Source organism: Erwinia sp. S43 (genome assembly GCF_016624745.1).
Taxonomy (GTDB): Bacteria; Pseudomonadota; Gammaproteobacteria; order Enterobacterales; family Enterobacteriaceae; genus Erwinia; species Erwinia coffeiphila.
Map to the genome: position 1 here is coordinate 77,814 of NZ_JACVTX010000018.1, position 22,083 is coordinate 99,896.

Consider the following 22,083-nt stretch of genomic DNA (forward strand, 5'->3'; position numbering starts at 1 on the left):
AGACTTCTACAAATAATCCATAAAGAATCTAACAGTTGCGAAAAATTCACCTGATACTATGTTATTGCTTAAAGGAACTATTGTTGCTTTGAAATTAAGAACATTAACCCCTTCCTTTAAATAAAACTCTGTCGTTGGTTCACCTAATCTCAGCATTTTTCCATTACTGTCACTGAGGCGAATACCAAATCCTTTAGCATCACCAGTAATGCCAATCAGCTCGTCGTCTTCTCTGACTTTATCACTGTTAAAAATAATTTTTGCACTGCGATAGAAAACACCGGGGTAGGCTTGGCTTTGCAAAGAACATCCGGTCAAACGGATATGGAAGAAGTGAGTCAGATTATTACCTGTACGACTAATAATTTCTTGAGCGGTAACCTGGCCAAATTCAATCCATTGTTCACGATCCTGGTACTCGACCTCACAGGGTGCTTCAATAATTTCACCCTTCACCATTAGCTCACCGGGCGTACTATATTTGACATCAGTCGCCTGAGTAATACTGCCCATACTGCAAAACAAGCCGAAGCAAATCCATTTGCGCAAACTCATAGTTCCTCTACCCATCACTGGGACCAACAATATTACTAACGCAGAGCCAGACACCCTGCGTTAGTAATTAGAGCATTACTGATAGTCGATCTGGAAGTTGATCTGTGAGGTGAAATCACCCGGCTCTACGGCGCTGGAAGAGTTATCGGCTTTAACATAGGCCATAAATGGGATGACAGATTTACCGTTAGTCAGATTGACCGGAGCTGATGCCTGACCCCAGATAACATCCTTGCCGGCATTATCGGTTAAACCAATACCTGCACCTTTGGCGGTGCCGGATAGCATTGCAGCCAGAGATGAATCGTTTGGATTTTCAGTATTAGGCTGATAGGTCACAGTCGCATGCTGTGCAACTGTGATATCACAGTTCTGAAGCTCAATATTCTTTTTCTCATTACCAGCCCTTGCACCGCCTTTCAGAGCTGCGGTAGTGATCTCAGCAAAATCAACAATTACCGGGCTAGAGTTAGCAGCCAGACCACATGCTGAATTTACCAGCGAACCTTTAAATTCGATGGTGCCATTGGTTGGAGTACCGGTATAGGCAGCAAATGATGCTGTAGATACACAAGCCAGAACCACGCCCATGGAGATCAGAATTTTGTTCAATTTCATTTATTACATCCTTGATATGGAATTAAAGAAATAACATTGCATTTCATTTGCTATGCTTTTTTTAATTTACCAAGGCAGGAGTTTAATTAGAATAGTGTTTATTTGATAATAACGAATGCGATACGAAACCCTAAAAAATTCACTAACAAGATTAAAGACAAAGGTTTATTAAATTGTAACCAGAAGCACAATAAGTCAATAATCATGGCCAAAGTGATAATGTAAGACAGATATTAATCAATCTCATTACTTGTTCACGTGATAAGATAAATCATAAAAAAATAATATATATACTTTAAAAAACACTAAGTTATGTTTAACTTTAGTTATAATAAATAATTAGCAATCATGTTATGACAATACCAATCAATCGCATTTCATTTAAATAACAACCCCCATTTGTAAACAGAATAAAACACTAAAAAAAGCCGACCGTCTCGGTCGGCACTTAGTAGAATCTATGATTCGAATCAGTAAAATTACTGCCCGGAACCCCCAGATTCCAGTGGTCCGTCGGTATCTGCAGGCAAAACAATGTATACGCCCTCAAATACCGCGCCGGATTCATCATCGCCGAACAGTTCAACTTCCAGCTGCACGCGCGCCTTGCGCCCACGGGCAAGACGATCCAGGTCACCGCTGAGCGAACCCAGATCGGCAATCGCACCGGGCCTGCCGCTGATAGGCTTGCTGTAGCGGATATGCGCATCGGCCAGAATGATGGTCCCCCCCAGGTGGCGCTCACGCAGCAGCAGCCAGATCAGCCCCCACCCGGTTAACGTGGCCAGAGAGAACAGACTACCGGCGAACAGCGTATGGTGAGGGTTCTGGTTGCCCGTTTCAGGCATGGTGGTGACAAATTTCTGCCCGGTATATTGCAGAATTCGCACGCCCATTTTTTCGCTGAGGGGGATGTGTTCATACCATGCCTGCTGAAGCTGGCCACACCAGTCGGCACGATGCAGAATATCATCCAGCGTCACCACCGGTTTTATCATCAGGAAATGGCGCACGGGCGTGGTTTGTGGCGCGGTGATCTCGCCCTGATTGAGATAGCCAAGCTTGGCGAAGAAGTCCACGGCATCCTCACGGGCACTACACACTACCCGCTTGACGCCTTCCTGTCTGGCAACGGACTCCAGCGTCATCGCCACCAGCGTGCCAAGCCCTTTACCCTGTACCGAGGGATGTACGGCCAGAAAGCGAATTGCCGCTTCGTTATCGGCGTTAATGTACAGTCTGCCAACGGCTACGGGATTCCCCTGCTCATCGACCACCATTTGGTGATGCGCAAGGGCATCCCAGGCATCACGCTCAGATCCCATAGGCTGATGCAGTGGTTTACGCAGCATCTCCCAGCGGAACTGATAGTAGGTATCTAACTCTTCTGCGGTTTCTGGCACCCGGAGGTGATACATAAAGTGATTCTCTCTGTCTGAGCTCGCCAGGCTGTTCCTTTGCCGCTCGGCCAGCTGCGTCAAACCTGCAACCAGAAGGTTACCGGGCCATCATTAACCAGCGCCACTTTCATATCAGCAGCGAATTGCCCGGTTTCCGTCGTAATCCCCTGTTCACGACAGCAGGCAGTGAAATACTCATAAAGCTTTTCAGCCTCTGCCGGTTCTGCGCCGCCGGAAAAACTGGGGCGCAGACCCTTTTGTGTATCGGCAGCCAGCGTAAACTGCGACACCACCAGCACGCTACCCTTTGCCTGCTGCACGTTCAGATTCATTTTGTCGTTTTCGTCACCGAAAATACGGTAACCAAGCACTTTACTGGCCAACTTACGCGCACTTTCAGGGCTATCCCCTTTTTCCACGCCGAGCAGGACAAGCAGCCCCGGCCCGATTTCCCCGATGGTTTCGCCTGCCACCGTCACACTGGCAGCAAGCACTCGTTGAATTAAGGCAATCATAGTTCCTCGTTCTCTTTTTCTTCTTGTTTTAGCTGACGGTAGTCACCCAGCGAAGCCGTGATTTCAGCCCCCAACAGTACGATACACCAGGTCCAGTAAACCCACAGAAAGATAATGGGTATAACGGCCAGTACCCCATAAATTAACTGGTACGAGGGGAACATCGTAACATAGAGGGCGAAACACTTTTTCCCCAGCTCAAACAGTACCCCTGCAACCAGCGCACCGACAAGCGCATCACGCGCGGCAACCTCAGTGGTGGGGACGATGCTGTAAAGTAACCAGAATGAGAGGCAGGAAAGCAGCAGCGGGAAAATGCGCAGCATCATGTCGATCGCCCAGGAAACGCCGCTGACCGTGGCCCAGTGCAGTGAAAGCAGGTAAGAACTGATTGCCAGGCTTGCCCCCACCAGCAGTGGCCCCAGAGTCAGGATCATCCAGTAGATGGCAAACGAGTAAATCAGCGGTCGCTTTTTTTTGCTCCGCCAAATCGTGTTGAGCGCAGAATCTATCGAATACATCAGTAGCAGTGCGGTGACGATCAGTCCACCCACGCCGACTGTGGTCATTTTATTGACGTTAGCGACGAATTGCTCAAGGTAGCTCTGGATAGTCGTTCCCGCCGCCGGGACAAAGTTATTGAAAACAAAGTCCTTAATCTGCGTGCTGACCTCCGAAAACATCGGAAAAGCCGCGAACAGCGCAAACACCACGGCAACCAGCGGCACCAGAGACAGCAGCGATACATAGGCAAGATGGCCTGCCAGCATGGTCATGCCGTCTTCATCCGTCCGCCGCCACAGCAGTTTTACATACTGCCAGACAGCATGCAGGCGATGGCGAATATGGCTAAACAAACGCATGACTATTTACGGTCGGAGAAAAACGCCGGCACCACGCTGGCATCGGTCACATGGACACTGTGGATGCCTAGCGCTCGTGCAGCCTCAATATTCTCAAGGTTATCATCGAAGAAGATAGCGTCCTGCACGGAGGCTTCTTCTTCATTAAGCAGGCGTTGATAAATTTCAGGGTCGGGCTTACGCAGCCCCATTTCCTGCGACAGATAAATTTTATCAGCGGCGTTTTTAACTTCAGGATATTCGGTTGGCCAGAACTCGCAGTGCAGGCGGTTGGTATTCGATAAAATTACGACGCGATCGCCCTGTTCCCGCAGTTTGTGCATGATGGCGATCACTTCCGGGCGTACACCGACAAACACGGCCTGCCAGCCGACAGCAAACTGCTCAAATCCAAGCGCGATATCCAGCTGTTCACACATTTGCGCCGCAAACTGTTCGTCGCTGATTTCACCACGTTCGTGTTGGAAGAAAGGTTCGCCCATATGAAAGCGGCTTTGCAGTGTGGCCAGCGGTACGCGGCCGAGATCGCTCCAGGCACCTAAAACCCGTCTGAAATCAATATCTACAATGACATTACCGAGATCAAAGATATACAGCATAGCCCTCTCCTTTTGTTCCGCTGAGTTATTCACTCTAGCGGTAAATCCGGAGGCTGAACAGGTAAGGGAAGGAAAACTGCGGACAAAAAAAAGGCCGGATTGCTCCGACCTTTGTTCACTGATTCGACGAGTTATTACTCTTTCGGTCCGCGGTTTGCGCGTTTACGATCGTTCTCAGTCAGGTGACGTTTACGGATACGTACGGACTGCGGAGTCACTTCTACCAGTTCGTCATCATCGATGAATTCCAGAGCCTGCTCCAGAGTCATTTTCTGTGGTGGAACCAGTGTGGTGGCTTCATCAGTACCGGAAGCACGCATGTTAGTCAGTTTTTTACCGGTCAGGCAGTTCACGGTCAGGTCGTTAGAACGTGAGTGAATACCGATGATCTGGCCTTCATACACTTCTGCACCGTGGCCCAGGAACAGCTTACCGCGATCCTGCAGGCTGAACAGGGCGAATGCTACCGCTTTACCCTGGCCGTTAGAGATCAGTACACCGTTCTGGCGCTGGCCCACATCGCCCGGACGAACGTCGTCGTAGTGGCTGAAGGTGGAGTACAGCAGGCCGGTACCGGAAGTCATAGTCATGAATTCGTTACGGAAACCGATCAGACCACGGCTTGGGATCTCGTAGTCAAGACGCACGCGGCCTTTACCATCCGGATCCATGTTTTTCATGTCGCCTTTACGCTCACCCATCGCCTGCATCACGGAGCCCTGGTGCTGCTCTTCGATGTCGAGGGTTACGTTTTCGAATGGCTCTTGCTTACGGCCTTCGAACTCACGGAAGATAACTTTCGGACGGGATACCGCCAGTTCGAAACCTTCACGACGCATGTTTTCGATCAGAACGGACAGGTGCAGCTCACCACGACCAGAAACACGGAACGCATCGGCATCCGGGGTTTCTTCAACGCGCAGTGCCACGTTATGCACCAGCTCTTTGTTCAGACGGTCGAGGATCTGACGTGAAGTCACATACTTACCTTCTTTACCGCAGAACGGAGAGGTGTTAACGCAGAAGAACATGGTTACGGTTGGTTCATCAACGCTCAGGGCCGGCAGCGCTTCCACGTTCTGCGGGTCGCAGATAGTGTCAGAGATGTTCAGCTCACCCAGACCGGTGATGGCGATGATGTCGCCCGCTTCCGCTTCAGTGGCTTCGATACGCTCCAGGCCCATGTGGGTCAGAACTTTACCGACTTTAGCGTTGCGAGTTTTGCCTTCGCTGTCGATTACGGTGATCTGCTGGTTAGGGCGAACCTTACCGCGCTTGATACGACCGATACCAATTACGCCCAGGTAGTTGTTGTAGTCCAGCTGCGAGATCTGCATCTGCAGTGGGGCTTCCAGCTCAACCTGCGGTGGCGATACGCGATCAACGATTGCCTGATACAGCGGGGTCATGTCTTCCGCCATATCATTGTGATCCAGACCCGCGATACCGTTCAATGCAGAAGCATAGATAATCGGGAAGTCCAGCTGCTCATCAGTGGCATCCAGGTTTACGAACAGGTCAAACACCTGATCGACAACCCAGTCTGGACGCGCACCGGGGCGGTCAACTTTGTTGATAACTACAATCGGCTTCAGACCATTAGCGAAGGCTTTTTTGGTCACGAAGCGGGTTTGCGGCATAGGGCCATCCATTGCATCCACAACCAGCAGCACCGAGTCAACCATTGACATCACACGCTCTACCTCACCGCCGAAGTCGGCGTGTCCTGGGGTATCTACGATATTGATGCGATAGTCATTCCATTTAATGGCGGTGTTTTTTGCGAGGATGGTAATCCCACGCTCTTTCTCCAAATCGTTGGAGTCCATTACGCGTTCGGTTGCTTCGGTACGGGCATCGAAGGTCCCGGACTGCTGCAGCAACTTATCAACCAGGGTAGTTTTACCATGGTCAACGTGGGCAATAATGGCGATGTTACGCAAATTTTCGATCACAGCTTTGCCTCAGGCATTAGAAATAGCGCGCTATTGTACACGGATTAATCGAAGGACTGAACAGGATCACATATTTCATAGAAATTTAACTGTTCGGATTGCATTTACAGCCATTTTCAGTGCAAAGATTGCACTGCATGGCAAATTTGCACCAAAATGGTGCCCAGCTATCATACAAAGGCACCAAAACAGTGCGCATTTTCCATCATGGTGCACTCCTCGTCTTTCGAGAGGGCGCATCATAGCGCTTTTTTCACTGAATAAAAAAGTTGGCATAGATTTCGCTTTAGTATCTGTAAGCGAAAAATGCCAGTTTCCACAACGGTTGATAGCTTGTCAGAGGACTTTAATTTTCGGAGTCAGCGCAGCCAAACGCAAAGCGCGCCCGTTAAGTTCTCTAACCACGACGACAATGACAAAATCCAGGAGAGTTAAGTATGTCCGCTGAACACGTTCTGTCGATGATGAACGAGCACGAAGTCAAATTTGTTGACCTGCGTTTTACCGACACTAAAGGTAAAGAGCAGCACGTGACCATTCCCGCTCATCAGGTTAACGCTGACTTCTTCGAAGAAGGCAAAATGTTTGACGGTTCCTCGATTGGTGGCTGGAAAGGCATCAACGAATCCGACATGGTTCTGATGCCAGACGCGACTACTGCGATGATCGATCCGTTCTTCGCTGACTCTACCCTAATCATCCGTTGTGACGTCCTCGAGCCAGGCACTCTGCAGGGCTACGACCGCGACCCGCGTTCCATCGCTAAGCGCGCTGAAGACTTCCTGCGTTCTTCCGGCATCGCGGATACCGTACTGTTTGGACCAGAGCCAGAGTTCTTCCTGTTCGACGACATTCGTTTCGGCAGCAGCACTTCAGGTTCTCACGTTGCTATCGATGATATCGAAGCCTGCTGGAACACCGGTAAAGAATACGAAGGCGGCAACAAAGGCCACCGTCCAGGTCTGAAAGGCGGCTACTTCCCGGTACCACCGGTCGACTCTTCACAGGACATCCGTTCTGCTATGTGTCTGACCATGGAGCAGATGGGCCTGGTTGTTGAAGCTCACCACCACGAAGTGGCAACCGCTGGTCAGAACGAAGTGGCTACCCGCTTCAACACCATGACCAAAAAAGCTGACGAAATTCAGATCTACAAATACGTTGTTCACAACGTTGCTCACGCTTACGGCAAAACAGCAACCTTTATGCCTAAGCCAATGTTTGGTGACAACGGTTCCGGTATGCACTGCCACATGTCTCTGTCTAAAGGCGGCACCAACCTGTTCGCCGGTGACAAATACGGCGGCCTGTCTGAAATGGCGCTGTTCTACATCGGTGGTGTTATCAAGCACGCTAAAGCGATCAACGCCCTGGCAAACCCAACCACCAACTCTTACAAGCGTCTGGTCCCAGGCTACGAAGCGCCAGTAATGCTGGCTTACTCTGCCCGTAACCGTTCAGCTTCAATCCGTATCCCAGTGGTTACCAGCCCGAAAGCACGCCGCATCGAAGCGCGCTTCCCGGATCCAGCGGCTAACCCATACCTGTGCTTCGCCGCACTGCTGATGGCTGGCCTGGACGGCATCATCAACAAGATCCACCCTGGCGATGCGATGGACAAAAACCTGTACGACCTGCCTCCGGAAGAAGAAGCTGAGATTCCAAAAGTTGCAGGTTCTCTGGACGAAGCACTGGCTGCACTGAACGAAGACCGTGAGTTCCTGACTCGTGGCGGCGTGTTCACCGAAGACACTATCGATGCCTACATCGCCCTGCGTCAGGAAGAGATGGACCGCGTTCGTATGACTCCGCACCCAGTCGAGTTCGAACTGTACTACAGCGTTTAATTAGTAGTAGCCCGGCGAATATCCTGTCGCTGAGAGGCGGCAACCAAGACCAAACCCGCATGGCTATGCCATGTGGGTGAGATTAAGGAACCCGCCAAGCTCCAGCACGATAAACGCCTGGGATTTTGTTGCCGTGGAAACTTTCAGCCCATCTTCGGATGGGCTTTTTTCTCCACAAATTCATCGTCTCACGCGATGATTTCCGGGTTAAATGACTATAATGCACTAAATTGGTGCGCGCGAATGACTCAGGAGAACGCTTTATGGCAACTGGCGCTCTGCCCGATGCTGGGCAGATTCTCAATTCACTGATCAACAGCATTTTGTTAGTTGATAGCGAGCTGGTGATTCATTATGCCAACCCCGCAGCGCAGCAATTGCTGGCGCAAAGTTCCCGCAAGCTGTTCGGTACGCCGTTACCGGAACTGATTGGTTATTTTTCTCTCAATATTGAAGTGATGCTCGAGAACCTGGATGCAGGTCAGGGCTTCACCGACAGCGAAGTGACCCTGGTGGTCGACAGTCGCGCCCATATTATGTCACTGACTGCACAGCGCCTGCCGGATGGTCTGATTCTGATGGAAATGGCGCCGATGGATAATCAGCGTCGTCTTAGCCAGGAGCAGTTGCAGCATGCGCAACAGGTTGCTGCCCGCGATCTGGTTCGCGGTCTGGCGCATGAGATTAAAAATCCGCTGGGAGGATTACGCGGCGCAGCACAGCTGCTGGCCAAAGCGCTCCCCGATCCGGGTTTAACCGAATACACCAAAGTTATCATTGAACAGGCTGACCGCCTGCGCAATCTGGTCGATCGCCTTTTGGGCCCTCAGCAGCCGGGAATGCACGTTACTCAGAGTATCCACCAGGTGGCTGAACGCGTGGTCAATCTGGTTTCTATGGAGCTGCCCGATAACGTTTCTCTGGTACGGGATTACGATCCCAGCCTGCCCGAGCTACCACACGATCCCGACCAAATCGAACAAGTTCTGCTTAACGTCGTCCGTAACGCGCTGCAGGCGCTGGGCGACCAGGGTGGAACCATTACGCTACGTACCCGTACGGCGTTTCAGCTCACGCTGCACGGTACACGCTATCGCCTTGTGGCGCGCATCGATATTGAAGATGACGGCCCGGGCATCCCGGCACAACTGCAGGATACGCTGTTTTACCCGATGGTCAGCGGCCGTGAAGGCGGCACCGGGCTGGGGTTGTCGATTGCCCGCAGCCTGATAGACCAGCATTCCGGGAAAATAGAGTTCAACAGTTGGCCCGGACACACTGAGTTCTCAGTTTATCTGCCTATTCGCCAGTGAGGTTTCTATGCAACGAGGGATAGTTTGGATCGTCGATGACGATAGCTCCATCCGCTGGGTGCTTGAACGCGCGCTCACTGGAGCCGGTTTAAGTTGTGTCACATTTGAAAGTGGCAATGAGGTGCTGGATGCACTCGCAACCAAAACCCCAGACGTTTTATTATCAGATATTCGCATGCCGGGCATGGACGGACTGGCACTGCTGAAACAGATTAAACAGCGTCATCCGATGCTGCCGGTGATTATCATGACCGCCCATTCCGATCTGGATGCCGCCGTTAGCGCATACCAGCAGGGTGCGTTTGATTATCTGCCTAAACCGTTTGATATCGACGAAGCGGTAGCGCTGGTTGAGCGCGCTATCAGCCACTATCAGGAACAGCAGCAGCCGCGCAATCAGCCTGCCAGCGGGCCAACCACCGATATCATCGGTGAAGCGCCGGCCATGCAGGATGTCTTTCGCATTATCGGCCGCCTCTCCCGTTCCTCGATCAGCGTACTGATCAACGGTGAGTCCGGTACCGGTAAAGAGTTAGTCGCGCACGCGCTACACCGCCACAGCCCTCGGGCAAAGGCGCCGTTTATTGCGTTGAACATGGCCGCGATTCCTAAGGATTTGATTGAATCCGAGCTGTTCGGCCATGAAAAAGGGGCATTTACTGGCGCAAATCAAATTCGCCAGGGCCGCTTCGAGCAGGCGGATGGCGGCACACTGTTCCTTGATGAAATTGGTGATATGCCGCTGGATGTTCAGACCCGACTGCTGCGTGTACTGGCAGACGGACAGTTTTATCGCGTGGGTGGCTATGCCCCGGTGAAGGTGGACGTACGAATTATCGCGGCAACCCACCAGAACCTGGAAATGCGCGTGCAGGAAGGGAAATTCCGCGAGGATTTATTCCACCGCCTGAACGTTATTCGCGTGCATTTACCGCCGCTGCGTGAACGCCGCGAAGACATTCCGCGCCTGGCGCGCTATTTCCTGCAGGTCGCTGCACGGGAGCTGGGCGTGGAAGCAAAAATTCTGCATCCGGAAACGGAAACCGCGCTGACCCGCCTTCACTGGTCCGGTAACGTGCGCCAGCTGGAAAACACCTGCCGCTGGCTGACGGTGATGGCGGCCGGTCAGGAAGTGCTGATCCAGGATCTGCCACCGGAGCTGTTTGAGACGTCGACGCCGGACAGTCCGAGCCAGTCTCTGCCGGATAGCTGGGCCACGCTACTGGCACAGTGGGCCGACAGAGCGCTGCGTTCCGGTCATCAAAATTTGCTGTCCGAAGCACAGCCGGAAATGGAACGCACGCTGCTGACCACCGCACTGCGCCATACTCAGGGCCACAAGCAGGAAGCTGCTCGCCTGCTTGGCTGGGGACGCAATACGCTCACCCGCAAGCTGAAAGAACTGGGAATGGAATAACGTCTATTCTGGCCGGTTATGCACCGGGCGAGCCGCTTGCGGCTCGCCCTTTTTACTGGCTGAATTAAATCACTCGCGAAAATTGCTGCCTGCGGGCTTTCTGGCGCAGATAGCTGTCAAAGCACATACAGATATTCCTTACCAGCAATCGCCCCTTAGGCGTTATCTGAAGGCCCTTCTGGTGGCTATCCACCAGCCCGTCGGCAATCAGCGGCTGCAGCTGGTGCAGATCGTCCGCAAAATAGCGTTGGAAATCGATTCCCCACTGCGTTTCAACCGCTGCAAATGACAGCGAGAAATTGCACATCAGGCTCTTAATCACATCACGTCGGATACAGTCATCGTCCGTGAGCTGTAACCCGCGCCAGAGCGCCGTTTTATCCTGCTCAATCGCGGCGTAATAATGCTTCAGCTCTTTTTGGTTCTGCGCGTAGCTATCCCCGATCATGCTAATTGCCGAGACGCCCATTCCCAACAGATCGCTGTCTCCCTGAGTGGTATATCCCTGGAAGTTGCGATGCAGCTTTCCGGCGCGCTGTGCGATAGCCAGTTCGTCATCATGCCGAGCGAAGTGGTCCATACCGATAAACTCATAGCCCTGAGCGGTCAGGGACGAAATCGTCTGCTGCAGAATATCCAGTTTCTGCTGCGCATCGGGTAAGTCTTCCTGGCGGATCTTGCGTTGGGCTGCAAACAGTTCTGGCAGATGAGCATAGTTGAATACGCTAAGGCGATCCGGATTAAGATCGGCTACCTTTTGCAGGGTAAATGCAAAGCTCTCTGCCGTCTGATGGGGAAGACCGTAGATCAGATCGATATTGGTGGAGGTAAAGCCCAGCTGACGCGCCCGGGCCATCAGGGCGAATATCACTGCCTCATCCTGTACCCGGTTAACGCTTTGCTGAACCTGCTTGTTAAAATCCTGCACGCCCATACTCAGACGGTTGAATCCCCCTTCACGCAGGTGATCCAGAACATCCAGTTCGATTTCGCGCGGATCGACCTCAATCGACATTTCCACATCAGCAGCAAATGTAAAATGCTGCCGCAGAGTACCCAGCAGCCTGCTGATTTGCGCCTTAGTCAGAAAAGTCGGCGTACCGCCGCCCCAGTGCATCTGGCTGACGATGCGCTGGCTGAACAACGGGGCGCGAGCCGCGATTTCCTGCACCAGCGCATCCAGGTAGGCATCGGCTTTGTGCTGCTGACGCGTCACCTGTTTGTTACAGCCGCAGAAATAGCAGAGCTGATGGCAAAACGGGATATGCAGATAGAGAGACAGTGGCCGATCGGGATAACGCGACGCCGCGCGTACAAAAGCGCTTTCATCGTAATCCTGGCTGAATTCCAGAGCCGTTGGATAAGAGGTGTAACGTGGACCGGAGATGTTGTACTTCTGAATTAACGGGAGATCCCATTCTGCTTTCTGTATCTGCATGCTCGCCTACCTTTTACGCTTTCGGGCAGACCGTCGCGGGACAGGGAGAGGCCGGCTGACGATCCTGCTACGCAGCCGTGCTTTCAGGCGCGATAACCGCTGTAGTTTAACGAACAACCACCCCAGCCAGCACAGCAGAATCAGCGCAATAATTGATCCAGGCCAAATCATCAGCAGAGAAACCGGTTATTACAGGCAGAGCAGAATTGCCCTGCCTCAATTTACGTCAATATCAGATGCAGAATGCCGGGCACGCACACCCTTCCTTTCCCTACAATGGAGAGCGAATCCCCCCGCAGGAGCAGAGATAAAAAATCAGTTCCCACCCTTCAGCAGGCGATACATATCTTCTTCCGCAGCGTCGTCTTCGACATCATCATCCAGTGCAATGCCCAACTGTTCCATCAGTACGTCGATGCGATCCAAGGCCTGATCGAGCCATGCCTGATCTTCCGCGGACAGCGACTCACCGTTTTCCAGACGATCCAGCAATGCGTCCAGGCGTTCGTCATTTTCCAGCATCGCCAGTTCTTCCTGCGGCGTCAGGCGCGGTTTTTTCTCCGGCTGAACTTTAGGTGCTTTGGCGGGCTTAGCCGGTTTTGCGGCAACGGCATCTCCACCCAGTGCGATGGGCTTTTTACTACCGATGCGCGGATCTTTAGTTTTGCTACTGCTGCTGGGTTTCTGGCTCTCTACAACAGGATTAGATCGGCTGCCGGTTGCGTTGCCGCTACGTTTTTTATCACGTTTACGGTCGCGCGCTTCCTGATTCAGTTCATCACGGGATTTACGCTTATTTTTTGCAGCAGGTTTTTGTCCCTGTGGCGTGCGTGCAGGTTGCTTCATGGTTTCTGCTCTCAGACGTTTATCTTCAGTATAGAATTGCGGCGGAATCTAGCAGAAAGCAGAGAAAGAAAAAAGGCGGCAGGTCACCCTGTCGCCTTTTTTCGCACCTTCCACAGAAGGGCTGACGGTGTCAGCATCCATTTTAGCAGCCAACGTCCCGGTTTTCCTTTGCAAAGCGCCCACGTCCCGGTGAGCTCCCATCCTGCTGTGCGATCCCTTCGCACTCTCCTTTCCCTGCTCTTCATCGTCCTGATGCTCAATGAGCGCTTCATCCTGAAGTGAAACTGCCTGTTTCTGATTACAAATGTAGACTAACTAATCCGACTATCAAGGCTGTGCTTTTATTTTTAGTTATTTTTTGGATATGAAAAAAATAATTACATGAAATTAAAGAATATTTTAATAGTTGGAAGAAAAAAAAGCAGAGAGTGCCGCCACGTTTTATGGCAAATATCTCACAGAGAATACCAGGGTTATTATGTCTTATCGGGCGCTTTTCGATCATACAGGGTATAATCAACGCAATTCACTTTTTTTCCTGGAGTACTTTATTTTGTCTGGCTGGAATTATCACGTCACCCATTTTGTCACCAGCGCCCCGGATATCCGCCATCTGCCTGCCGATACCGGCATTGAGGTTGCTTTTGCCGGGCGTTCAAACGCGGGTAAATCCAGCGCGCTCAATACGCTGACAAATCAGAAAAGCCTTGCCCGAACCAGTAAAACACCTGGCCGTACCCAGTTAATCAACCTGTTCCAGGTTGCCGAAGGTTACAGACTGGTGGATCTTCCCGGCTATGGTTATGCCGAAGTGCCGGAAGAGATGAAGCTGAAGTGGCAGCGATCGCTGGCAGAATACCTGCAAAAGCGCCAATGCCTGAAGGGGCTGGTAGTTCTGATGGATATTCGCCATCCTCTGAAAGATCTCGACCGTCAGATGGTTATGTGGGCCGTACAGAGCGGAATTGAAGTACTGATACTGCTGACTAAAGCCGACAAGCTGGCTTCCGGGGCGCGTAAAGCACAGCTGAACGCCGTTCGTGAAGAAGCGAAATCTTTCCTCGGCACAGTGGATGTTGAAGTATTCTCATCGCTGAAGAAAATTGGCGTGGATAAGCTGAGCCAGAAGCTGGATAGCTGGTATCGCGAGCTGCCGCCTGCGACTGAAGAAGACGAAGAAACTGTCTGAAATAGACGATCTGCCGCCGAATAGTTGGCGTTGCAGCAAGGCGGCAAGAGCATAAGAACCCGGGAGCTTACATCAGTAAGTGGCCGGGGCGAAGGCTCGCAGCTAACGCAGCTGCGGCGTCAAGGATGCAGGCGACAGACAATAAAAAACGCCCCAGTCATAACGACTGGGGCGGCTAAAATATTCAGCCAAATCCGATTACGTGAAGTAAAAGGTCTGAAAGATAGAACATCTTACCTCTGTACCCTACGCGATAAACTCTACATGATTTTTTGAGCGCTAAAAAGGGTTTTTTGTAGTTAATTTTCAGAAAACGACAGTCAAGATCCAACATTCGTCACATAACGACGCCCTTTCTGTAGCTTAATTACTTAAAAAATGCTTTTAGCTGAAATGGTTAGCGTTACTGGTAACCACAGTATATGCAGGGTCAGAAGCTGAAACGATTAAATAGATTATTTTCTTATCGATGTTTCAGGCCGGGAGAAGTGACTACCCGGCCTATTGCATAAGAGATTAGTGCGCCTGATCCCAGTTGTCGCCAACGCCGACATCGACACGCAGCGGCACATCCAGTTTCATACTGCTTTCCATCAGTTGGCGAATCTTATCTGAAGCAGCATCAACGGCATCCGCTCTGACTTCAAATACCAGTTCATCGTGTACCTGCATAATCATCTTCACAGCGGGGTCAGCTTGCTGGAGCAGCCACTCGTCCACGGCAATCATTGCCCGTTTAATAATATCCGCCGCAGTCCCCTGCATCGGGGCGTTAATCGCTGCGCGTTCCGCCGCCTTACGACGCATCACATTGCTGGCTTTGATATCCGGCAGATACAGCCGACGCCCGTCCAGGGTTGCAACATAGCCCTTTTCAGCGGCCTGCTCACGGGTACTCTCCATATACTGCAATACCCCCGGATAACGCTCGAAGTAGAGGTCCATATATTTCTTCGCTTCACCAGCGCCAATGTTAAGCTGCCGCGACAAACCAAACGCGCTCATGCCGTAAATCAGACCAAAGTTGATCGCTTTCGCGCTGCGTCGTTGTTCACCGCTCACGCTGTCCAGTGAGACGCCAAAGACTTCCGCAGCGGTCGCACGGTGAATATCCTGCTCATTAGCGAACGCAGCCAGCAGCCCTTTATCCTGAGACAGGTGCGCCATGATGCGCAGTTCAATCTGGGAATAGTCGGCGGCGACGATGACGTGCCCTTTCGGAGCAATAAACGCCTGACGGATGCGACGCCCTTCGTCATTGCGCACCGGAATATTTTGCAAGTTAGGATCGCTGGAAGAGAGCCTTCCGGTCGCTGTAACCGTCTGGTGGTAGGAAGTATGCACGCGGCCAGAAAGCGGATTGATCATCTGCGGCAGCTTGTCGGTATAGGTCGACTTCAGCTTAGATAAACCACGGTGCTCAAGGATTACCTTAGGCAGGGGATAGTCCAGGGCCAGCTCGGCAAGCACTTCTTCACTGGTCGACGGCGCGCCGCCCGGCGTTTTCTTGGTCGGTTTGATGCCCTGCTTTTCAAACAGAATCGTTTGCAGCTGCTTCGGTGAAGACAGGTTGAACGGCTCACCGGCAAGCTCATGAGCCCGCAGTTCCAGCTCCGCCAGCCGCGTCCCCAGCTCTTTTGAATGTGCGGCCAGTATGCTCTGGTCGATCAACACGCCGTTACGCTCAATGCGTGAGATAACCGGCACCAGCGGCATTTCGACCTGATCGAAAACGGCTTTAGGCCCCTGCTCTTTCTCCAGTTCAGGCCACATTTTCAGATGCAGCTGTAGCGTTACGTCGGCGTCTTCTGCCGCGTAGTGTGCCGCCTGCTCGAGTGCTATCTGGTTAAAGGTCAGCTGATTCTTACCTTTACCGGCAATCTCTTCAAAAGTCACCGTTTTATGGTTCAGCCAGCGTAATGCCAGGGTATCCATATCATGGCGGCCCGCCACGCTATTCAGCGCATAGGACTCCAGCATGGTATCGAAACGAATACCTTTTAATTCAATATCATAGTTTTTCAGCACGCCACGGTCGTATTTCAGGTTCTGCCCAACTTTCAGCGCGTTATTATCTTCTAACAGTGGTTTAAGGCGTGACAACACGCTGCTGCGATCCAGCTGATCGGGAGCATCCAGATAATCATGCGCTACCGGAAGATAAGCAGCTTCACCCGGTGCGATAGCAAAAGACAGACCCACGATATTAGCACTCAGCGTATCCAGAGAGTCGGTTTCCAGGTCGAAAGCAAAGAGCTCGCTACTCTGGAGTTTTTGCAGCCAGCTTTCAAAGGTCTCTTCGTCAAGAATGGTGACGTAACCGTCAGATGACAGTACGCTGGCAGGCTGTTCCTCATCGGCGGCAGCTTCAGCAGCAGGTGCGGCTTTCGCTTTCTGTGAGGAGGTTCCGCCCACTTTACCCTGTAGCCATTTTCCATCTTCAAGATCGGCAATCCAGCGGCGGAACTCATATTGCTTAAACAGGGCCAGCAGTTCTTCCGTCGCTGGCTCATTGACGGTCAACTGGTCACAGGTCCGATCCAGCTCAACGTCAGTCTTAATGGTCGCCAGCTGATAGGATAGCAGCGCCATCTCTTTGTTTTGTTCCAGCTTCGCCGCCATGGTTTTCGCACCGCGGAAGGTTAAACCAGCAACACTGTCGAGATTGGCGTAAATATCCTTAATGCCGCCCAGCCCCTGAAGCAGCGCCTGCGCGGTCTTCTCTCCCACGCCGGGTACACCAGGAATGTTGTCCGACGAGTCACCCATCAGCGCCAGAAAGTCGATAATCAGCGATGGGGGAATACCATATTTTTCCACCACCTCTTCCGGGCCAAGGATGGCATTGTTCATGGTATTGATCAGCGTGATATTAGGCGTGACCAGCTGAGCCATATCTTTATCGCCGGTGCTGATCAGGACGGGTTTCCCCATTTTTTCAGCCGCCAGTGCCAGCGTACCAATCACGTCATCGGCTTCCACTCCGGATACAGCCAGCAGCGGTAGCCCCATAGCCTTCACCATAGTGTGCAGCGGCTCTATCTGTGCACGGAGGTCATCGGGCATCGGCGGGCGATGGGATTTGTACTCTTCGAACAGTTCGTCACGGAACGTTTTGCCTTTAGCATCAAATACCACCGCTACGTGGCTCGGCTTATATTGCAGTAGCAGACTGCGCAGCATGTTCAGTACGCCATACATTGCTCCGGTTGGTTCACCAGCACTATTGGTCAGTGGGGGGAACGCATGGTAAGCGCGGTACAGGTAGGAAGAGCCATCTACCAGGATCAGCGGGTTTTCTGCAATTTGAGCCATAGGTCGTCACGTTCTTGATTAGTTTTGGATTGGTGTTAAGGATGCCACAGCTCGATATCAAAGATAAAACCGCAATGGCCATAATTGACAGAACAATTGCCGTTTTGCGTAGCATCTCGACAATTTATCCTGTGGATAAGTTTGTGTGTAAATTCAATAACTCTTCTTTATTCGCGAAAAGAGAATAACAGGGATGAATTTTATAACCATAATATTCAATGCGATACACAGAAAACCGCTAACTTAAAATGGCCTTAGCGGAATTATTATTATGTGGATATTAGTTAAAGGCGTAGCGACGAACGCTGAAAACGAATGGTGTAGAACCGAGATAGATTTTAATTCATTCCGTCTGATTTGCTAGTAAACGGACAAAAAAAAGCCGGCCTGATAGCCGGCGATTTAAGCAGATTAATTACTTCTGGCCGATCAGGAATTTCACCACGTTCGCGTACTGCTGAACATAGTTATCCATTGAGCTGGTATCCAGGCCACCGTTGTTGACCATATATTTACCGTTAACGAACATGGCCGGAACGCCGCGAAGATCAACATCAACAGCCGCTTTTTCTTGCTGCGCGACCAGTGATTTCACTACAAAGCTATTCCATGCGGCGTCATAATCTTCAGGCTTGATACCGGCGGCCTTCACAAAGGTATCCTTCAGGCTGGCAGGATCGGTAATCGTCTGGGTTTTCTGAATGCCATCGAAAATAGGCGCAGTCACTTTATCTTCCACGCCCAGCGCCATGGCTACGGCCCACGCCTGAGTGACGGTTTTACCCATGTCGCCACCTAAGAATTCAACATGGTATTTGGTCACTTTTGCATTAGCCGGCAGGTCTTTCTTTACGGCGTCGCTAACGTGCCAGACGCGCTCAAACTCATAACAGTGCGGGCAGAAGAATGAAAAGAACTCCAGGACCTGCGGCTCTCCGGAAGCGGGTTTGTCCAGCGTGACGTACTGCTGACCATCGGTAAACTGTGCAGCAGATGCGCTGAATGCCAGTACCATACCGACAAGTGCAAACCAAATTTTTTTCATCGTGAAACTCTCTCCTAGTTACTACTCAGTAGGCGTACCAAAGGGTGATCACACCTGGAAATCAGGCATCAGCTGCAGCGGAGGTTCCTGCAGCAGCTTGTCCTGCTCATTAAATATGGAAATCTGGCGACGCCAGAAATCCTCATCCGTCATCCACGGGAAACTACCTGGGAAAGCCGGATCGTCCCATCTGCGAACGACCCACGCCAGATAATAAACCATCCGCATAGCACGTAAAGGCTCAATCAGTGACAATTCGTGAGCATCAAAGTCACAAAACTCACTGTAGGCTTCAAGTAAAATATCCCACTGGATCAGCTGTTCTTGCCGATCGCCGTTAACCAGCATCCATAAATCCTGCACCGCAGGACCATTACGAGCATCGTCCAGATCGACAAAAAGCGGACCATCCCGCCACAGAATATTTCCCGGATGGCAATCACCGTGCAGACGCAGCGGCCGCCACTGAGTATGCCAGCAGTTTTGTAAAGTTGTGCGTAGCCGCTCGATTGAGGCTAATAAACTATCCTTCAGCCCCTTAGGAACCAGTGTGCTGCTGGCCAGTATTTGCAGGGGTTGATCGACATATTCCGTAAGACCGATTGTCGGCCGATGTACAAACGTTTCCCTGCGCCCTGTCTGATGAATGCGTCCAAGGAAACGGCCAACCCATTCCAGCTGATCGTAGTTATCCGTTTCATACTGACGGCCACCAAGGCTGGGGAAAACAGCGAACCAGAAACCCTGATGCTGATGCAGCATCTTCCCCTGCAAATTTAACGCCGCGGCGATGGGAACTTCATCCGCCAGTAGTTCGGCGGAGAATTGATGTTCTTCTTCAATCTGCTGCTGCGACCAGCGCTGAGGACGGTAAAACTTTGCAACATAGCGGCGTTTATCTTCATCAGTGAATTGATACACGCGGTTTTCGTAGCTATTCAGCGCCGTCAGCCCGGATTCAACCCGCAGGCCGGTATCCCATAATGCATTGAGGATGGTATCGGGGGTAAGCGTTTGGAAGTTAAAAGCAGCTTCTGTCATCCGGCAGGCTCATTGATAAATGCGTAAGTATAGCCGCTAAGAATATCATCAAATACCGGTGGCTTCGGCTCCAGGAGCAGATTTAATCTTTAATCACCCCACGAGCGCGAAGCAGTGCTGTCTTGAAATCATCCTCATAGTCTTTCTTTAATCCGGGAATTTCCGCACTTTTATCACTGCCCCGCATCTTAAGGTGATAGATCAGAACATCATCCGTAAGTTCTTCAATTGGCTGTTTAAATCCTGCCTCATTGGCCATTTTTTGCAAAAACTGTACAAGATTGAGATCGGGTTCCTGCTGCCATGCAGGCTGTAACAGGCTGATAAGTTCATTGAGGCGATGGCATTTCATATTGTTGTTCCCCGTATAAATACACTTCAGTTACGATATCAATCTACACGCCAAACTTGAGTAAAGGACATAAAGAATGGCTATTAACTCAAACTCTGAACGTCCGGCTATCACCGGAGTGATCCTCGCTGGCGGCCGCGGCAGCAGAATGGGAGGCCAGGATAAAGGGCTGATCGTTTGGCATCAGCAACCGCTCTATCACCACGTGTTGCAGCGTTTAAAACCCCAGGTTGATACTGTATGGATTAATGCCAATCGTAACCTTGCGGAATATCAACAGAGTGGCTTTCCGGTTATCACCGATACAATGCCGGATTTTCCCGGCCCGCTGGCGGGTATGCTGGCAGCGCTCGAGCAGGCCGATACAGAATGGATCGCCTTTTCTTCCTGTGATACCCCGCAACTGCCCGACAATCTGGTTTCGCATCTATGGCGTAATAAAAACGGCGCGCCGGCGGTCTGGGCTCGTTCTGAACAGCGGGATCACCCGGCGCTGGCATTGATGCATCGCAGTCTGGCAAAACAGCTTCGTCAGTATCTTGAGCGTGGTGACCGCAGGCTACTGCTTTTTTTACAGCAGGCTGGCGGGCACGGTGTGCTGTTCAGCAACGCCGGTACCGCCTTCAATAATATTAATCATCCCGAAGATCTTAAAAACTGAAAGGAATTCACATAATGATCCCACTTCTGGCTATCTCCGCATGGAGCGGCACAGGAAAAACAACGCTGCTTAAACTGTTAATTCCCGAACTCAAATCACGGGGTATCCGCTGCGGGTTGATCAAACACACTCATCATCAGCTGGAAATTGATACGCCGGGGAAGGACAGTTATGAGCTGCGTAAAGCGGGGGCCGATCAGGTACTGGTTGCCAGTCAGTTACGTTGGGCTTTAATGACAGAAACGCCACAACAGGACGCGCTCGATCTGCATTATCTTGCCAGCAGAATGGATACTTCGATGCTAGATCTTATTCTGGTGGAAGGATTTAAGCAGGAAGAAGTCACAAAAATTGTCCTGCACCGGTCCGGTTCAGATAAACCACTCCCCTTACCACTGGATCAATGGACGATTGCTGTTGCCAGCGACGTTAGTATTGAGCCCGATGTGGCCTGTCTGGATTTAAACAACGTTGCTGAGGTTGCTGATTTTATTGCAGTCTGGATGTCGACGCAGATAAATCAGGGTACGCCATTTTCGTGATGCTGAATAAGGTGGTAAAACAGACTCCCGGTAACACCGGAGCCGCACTGAAGCATATTTTTGAGCGAAAACGGGTGCCGGAAATCGGAAAACCGGCTGGCAGAGGGCCACATCAGGGGCATAAACCGGTGTGCAAACGCAAAAAGGCCATCCGTGAGGATGGCCTTCTGCTTTATTTGATGCCTGGCAGTTCCCTACTCTCGCATGGGGAGGCCCCACACTACCATCGGCGCTACGGCGTTTCACTTCTGAGTTCGGCATGGGGTCAGGTGGGACCACCGCGCTAAAGCCGCCAGGCAAATTCTGTTATTCACGCCGCCCTCGCAGGCCACGTAAATCAATCCGTATGAACAAGCTGAAATCCTGGTTTATGTCTCTCAGACACCCACCAGAACGCTTCTGGTGTTGTAAGGTTAAGCCTCACGGGTCATTAGTACCGGTTAGCTCAACGCATCGCTGCGCTTACACACCCGGCCTATCAACGTCGTAGTCTTCAACGTCCCTTCAGGATCCTCAAGGAATCAGGGAGAACTCATCTCGAGGCAAGTTTCGCGCTTAGATGCTTTCAGCGC

General features: G+C 51.4%; 19 protein-coding genes and 2 rRNA genes. 6 read left to right on the forward strand and 15 right to left on the reverse strand.

What is annotated here, in order from left to right; genetic code table 11:
* Nucleotides 1-6: 6 nt before the first annotated feature.
* From IBT47_RS18930 to typA, 7 genes are all read right to left on the reverse strand, one after another.
* Nucleotides 7-555: a fimbrial protein gene (locus IBT47_RS18930; RefSeq protein WP_200562161.1), complete on the reverse strand. Its 549-nt coding sequence runs from the start codon at nt 553-555 to the stop codon at nt 7-9.
* 75 nt (nt 556-630) lie between these two features.
* Nucleotides 631-1,173, reverse strand: coding sequence for a fimbrial protein (locus IBT47_RS18935; protein ID WP_200562163.1), 543 nt, complete (start codon nt 1,171-1,173; stop codon nt 631-633).
* A 479-nt stretch (nt 1,174-1,652) separates the two neighbouring features.
* Nucleotides 1,653-2,591 carry a fatty acid biosynthesis protein FabY gene (gene fabY, locus IBT47_RS18940; protein WP_200562165.1) on the reverse strand — a complete coding sequence of 313 codons (939 nt, stop codon included), beginning with the start codon at nt 2,589-2,591 and terminating at the stop codon, nt 1,653-1,655.
* Between the two features lie 59 nt (nt 2,592-2,650).
* Nucleotides 2,651-3,088, reverse strand: a complete 438-nt coding sequence (gene dtd, locus IBT47_RS18945) for a D-aminoacyl-tRNA deacylase (RefSeq protein WP_105594409.1) — start codon at nt 3,086-3,088, stop codon at nt 2,651-2,653.
* Nucleotides 3,085-3,951 carry a virulence factor BrkB family protein gene (locus IBT47_RS18950; protein ID WP_200562167.1) on the reverse strand — a complete coding sequence of 289 codons (867 nt, stop codon included), beginning with the start codon at nt 3,949-3,951 and terminating at the stop codon, nt 3,085-3,087. The genes dtd and IBT47_RS18950 overlap by 4 nt, the downstream gene beginning before the upstream one ends.
* Nucleotides 3,952-3,953: 2 nt before the next feature.
* A complete protein-coding gene (gene yihX, locus IBT47_RS18955; RefSeq protein WP_105594407.1) occupies nt 3,954-4,550 on the reverse strand; it encodes a glucose-1-phosphatase in 597 nt (198 codons plus the stop codon).
* Nucleotides 4,551-4,684: 134 nt separating this feature from the next.
* The gene (typA, locus tag IBT47_RS18960; protein ID WP_105594406.1) at nt 4,685-6,505 is read right to left on the reverse strand and encodes a ribosome-dependent GTPase TypA; all 1,821 of its coding nucleotides are present in this window, start codon (nt 6,503-6,505) and stop codon (nt 4,685-4,687) included.
* 437 nt (nt 6,506-6,942) lie between these two features.
* Here typA and glnA point away from each other — a divergent pair, with 437 nt between their 5' ends.
* The 3 genes from glnA to glnG all read left to right on the forward strand — a co-directional run bounded on the left by glnA (nt 6,943) and on the right by glnG (nt 11,082).
* Nucleotides 6,943-8,352, forward strand: coding sequence for a glutamate--ammonia ligase (gene glnA / locus IBT47_RS18965; RefSeq protein ID WP_105594405.1), 1,410 nt, complete (start codon nt 6,943-6,945; stop codon nt 8,350-8,352).
* A gap of 263 nt (nt 8,353-8,615) precedes the next feature.
* The gene (gene glnL, locus IBT47_RS18970) at nt 8,616-9,665 is read left to right on the forward strand and encodes a nitrogen regulation protein NR(II) (protein WP_105594404.1); all 1,050 of its coding nucleotides are present in this window, start codon (nt 8,616-8,618) and stop codon (nt 9,663-9,665) included.
* 7 nt (nt 9,666-9,672) lie between these two features.
* Entirely contained in the window at nt 9,673-11,082 is a 1,410-nt protein-coding gene (glnG, locus tag IBT47_RS18975; RefSeq protein ID WP_105594403.1) for a nitrogen regulation protein NR(I), read from the forward strand.
* Between the two features lie 64 nt (nt 11,083-11,146).
* Here the strand turns inward: glnG and hemN are convergent, their stop codons facing one another.
* Nucleotides 11,147-12,520, reverse strand: a complete 1,374-nt coding sequence (gene hemN / locus IBT47_RS18980) for an oxygen-independent coproporphyrinogen III oxidase (protein ID WP_200562169.1) — start codon at nt 12,518-12,520, stop codon at nt 11,147-11,149.
* A 315-nt stretch (nt 12,521-12,835) separates the two neighbouring features.
* Nucleotides 12,836-13,366, reverse strand: coding sequence for a Der GTPase-activating protein YihI (yihI, locus tag IBT47_RS18985; RefSeq protein ID WP_200562171.1), 531 nt, complete (start codon nt 13,364-13,366; stop codon nt 12,836-12,838).
* A 553-nt stretch (nt 13,367-13,919) separates the two neighbouring features.
* Between yihI and yihA the strand changes: the two genes are divergently transcribed.
* Nucleotides 13,920-14,555 carry a ribosome biogenesis GTP-binding protein YihA/YsxC gene (gene yihA / locus IBT47_RS18990; protein ID WP_200562174.1) on the forward strand — a complete coding sequence of 212 codons (636 nt, stop codon included), beginning with the start codon at nt 13,920-13,922 and terminating at the stop codon, nt 14,553-14,555.
* Nucleotides 14,556-15,071: 516 nt separating this feature from the next.
* Here the strand turns inward: yihA and polA are convergent.
* From polA to IBT47_RS19010, 4 genes are all read right to left on the reverse strand, one after another.
* Nucleotides 15,072-17,870, reverse strand: coding sequence for a DNA polymerase I (gene polA, locus IBT47_RS18995; protein ID WP_200562176.1), 2,799 nt, complete (start codon nt 17,868-17,870; stop codon nt 15,072-15,074).
* A gap of 415 nt (nt 17,871-18,285) precedes the next feature.
* On the reverse strand, nt 18,286-18,915 hold the full coding sequence (gene dsbA / locus IBT47_RS19000) for a thiol:disulfide interchange protein DsbA (protein WP_105594398.1): 630 nt from the start codon (nt 18,913-18,915) through the stop codon (nt 18,286-18,288).
* Between the two features lie 48 nt (nt 18,916-18,963).
* Nucleotides 18,964-19,956, reverse strand: coding sequence for a serine/threonine protein kinase (locus tag IBT47_RS19005; protein ID WP_200562178.1), 993 nt, complete (start codon nt 19,954-19,956; stop codon nt 18,964-18,966).
* An 82-nt stretch (nt 19,957-20,038) separates the two neighbouring features.
* Nucleotides 20,039-20,308, reverse strand: a complete 270-nt coding sequence (locus tag IBT47_RS19010) for a YihD family protein (RefSeq protein ID WP_200562181.1) — start codon at nt 20,306-20,308, stop codon at nt 20,039-20,041.
* Between the two features lie 76 nt (nt 20,309-20,384).
* On the opposite strand from IBT47_RS19010, the gene mobA reads away from it, so the two are divergent.
* Complete coding sequence (mobA, locus tag IBT47_RS19015; protein WP_105594395.1) at nt 20,385-20,969, forward strand: molybdenum cofactor guanylyltransferase MobA; 585 nt, start codon at nt 20,385-20,387, stop codon at nt 20,967-20,969.
* Between the two features lie 14 nt (nt 20,970-20,983).
* Nucleotides 20,984-21,511 carry a molybdopterin-guanine dinucleotide biosynthesis protein MobB gene (gene mobB / locus IBT47_RS19020; RefSeq protein WP_200562183.1) on the forward strand — a complete coding sequence of 176 codons (528 nt, stop codon included), beginning with the start codon at nt 20,984-20,986 and terminating at the stop codon, nt 21,509-21,511.
* 181 nt (nt 21,512-21,692) lie between these two features.
* On the opposite strand, the gene rrf is transcribed toward mobB, so the two are convergent.
* Nucleotides 21,693-21,808, reverse strand: a 5S ribosomal RNA gene (rrf, locus tag IBT47_RS19025).
* Nucleotides 21,809-21,920: 112 nt separating this feature from the next.
* Nucleotides 21,921-22,083: ribosomal RNA gene (locus tag IBT47_RS19030) — 23S ribosomal RNA — on the reverse strand; the annotation flags it as partial.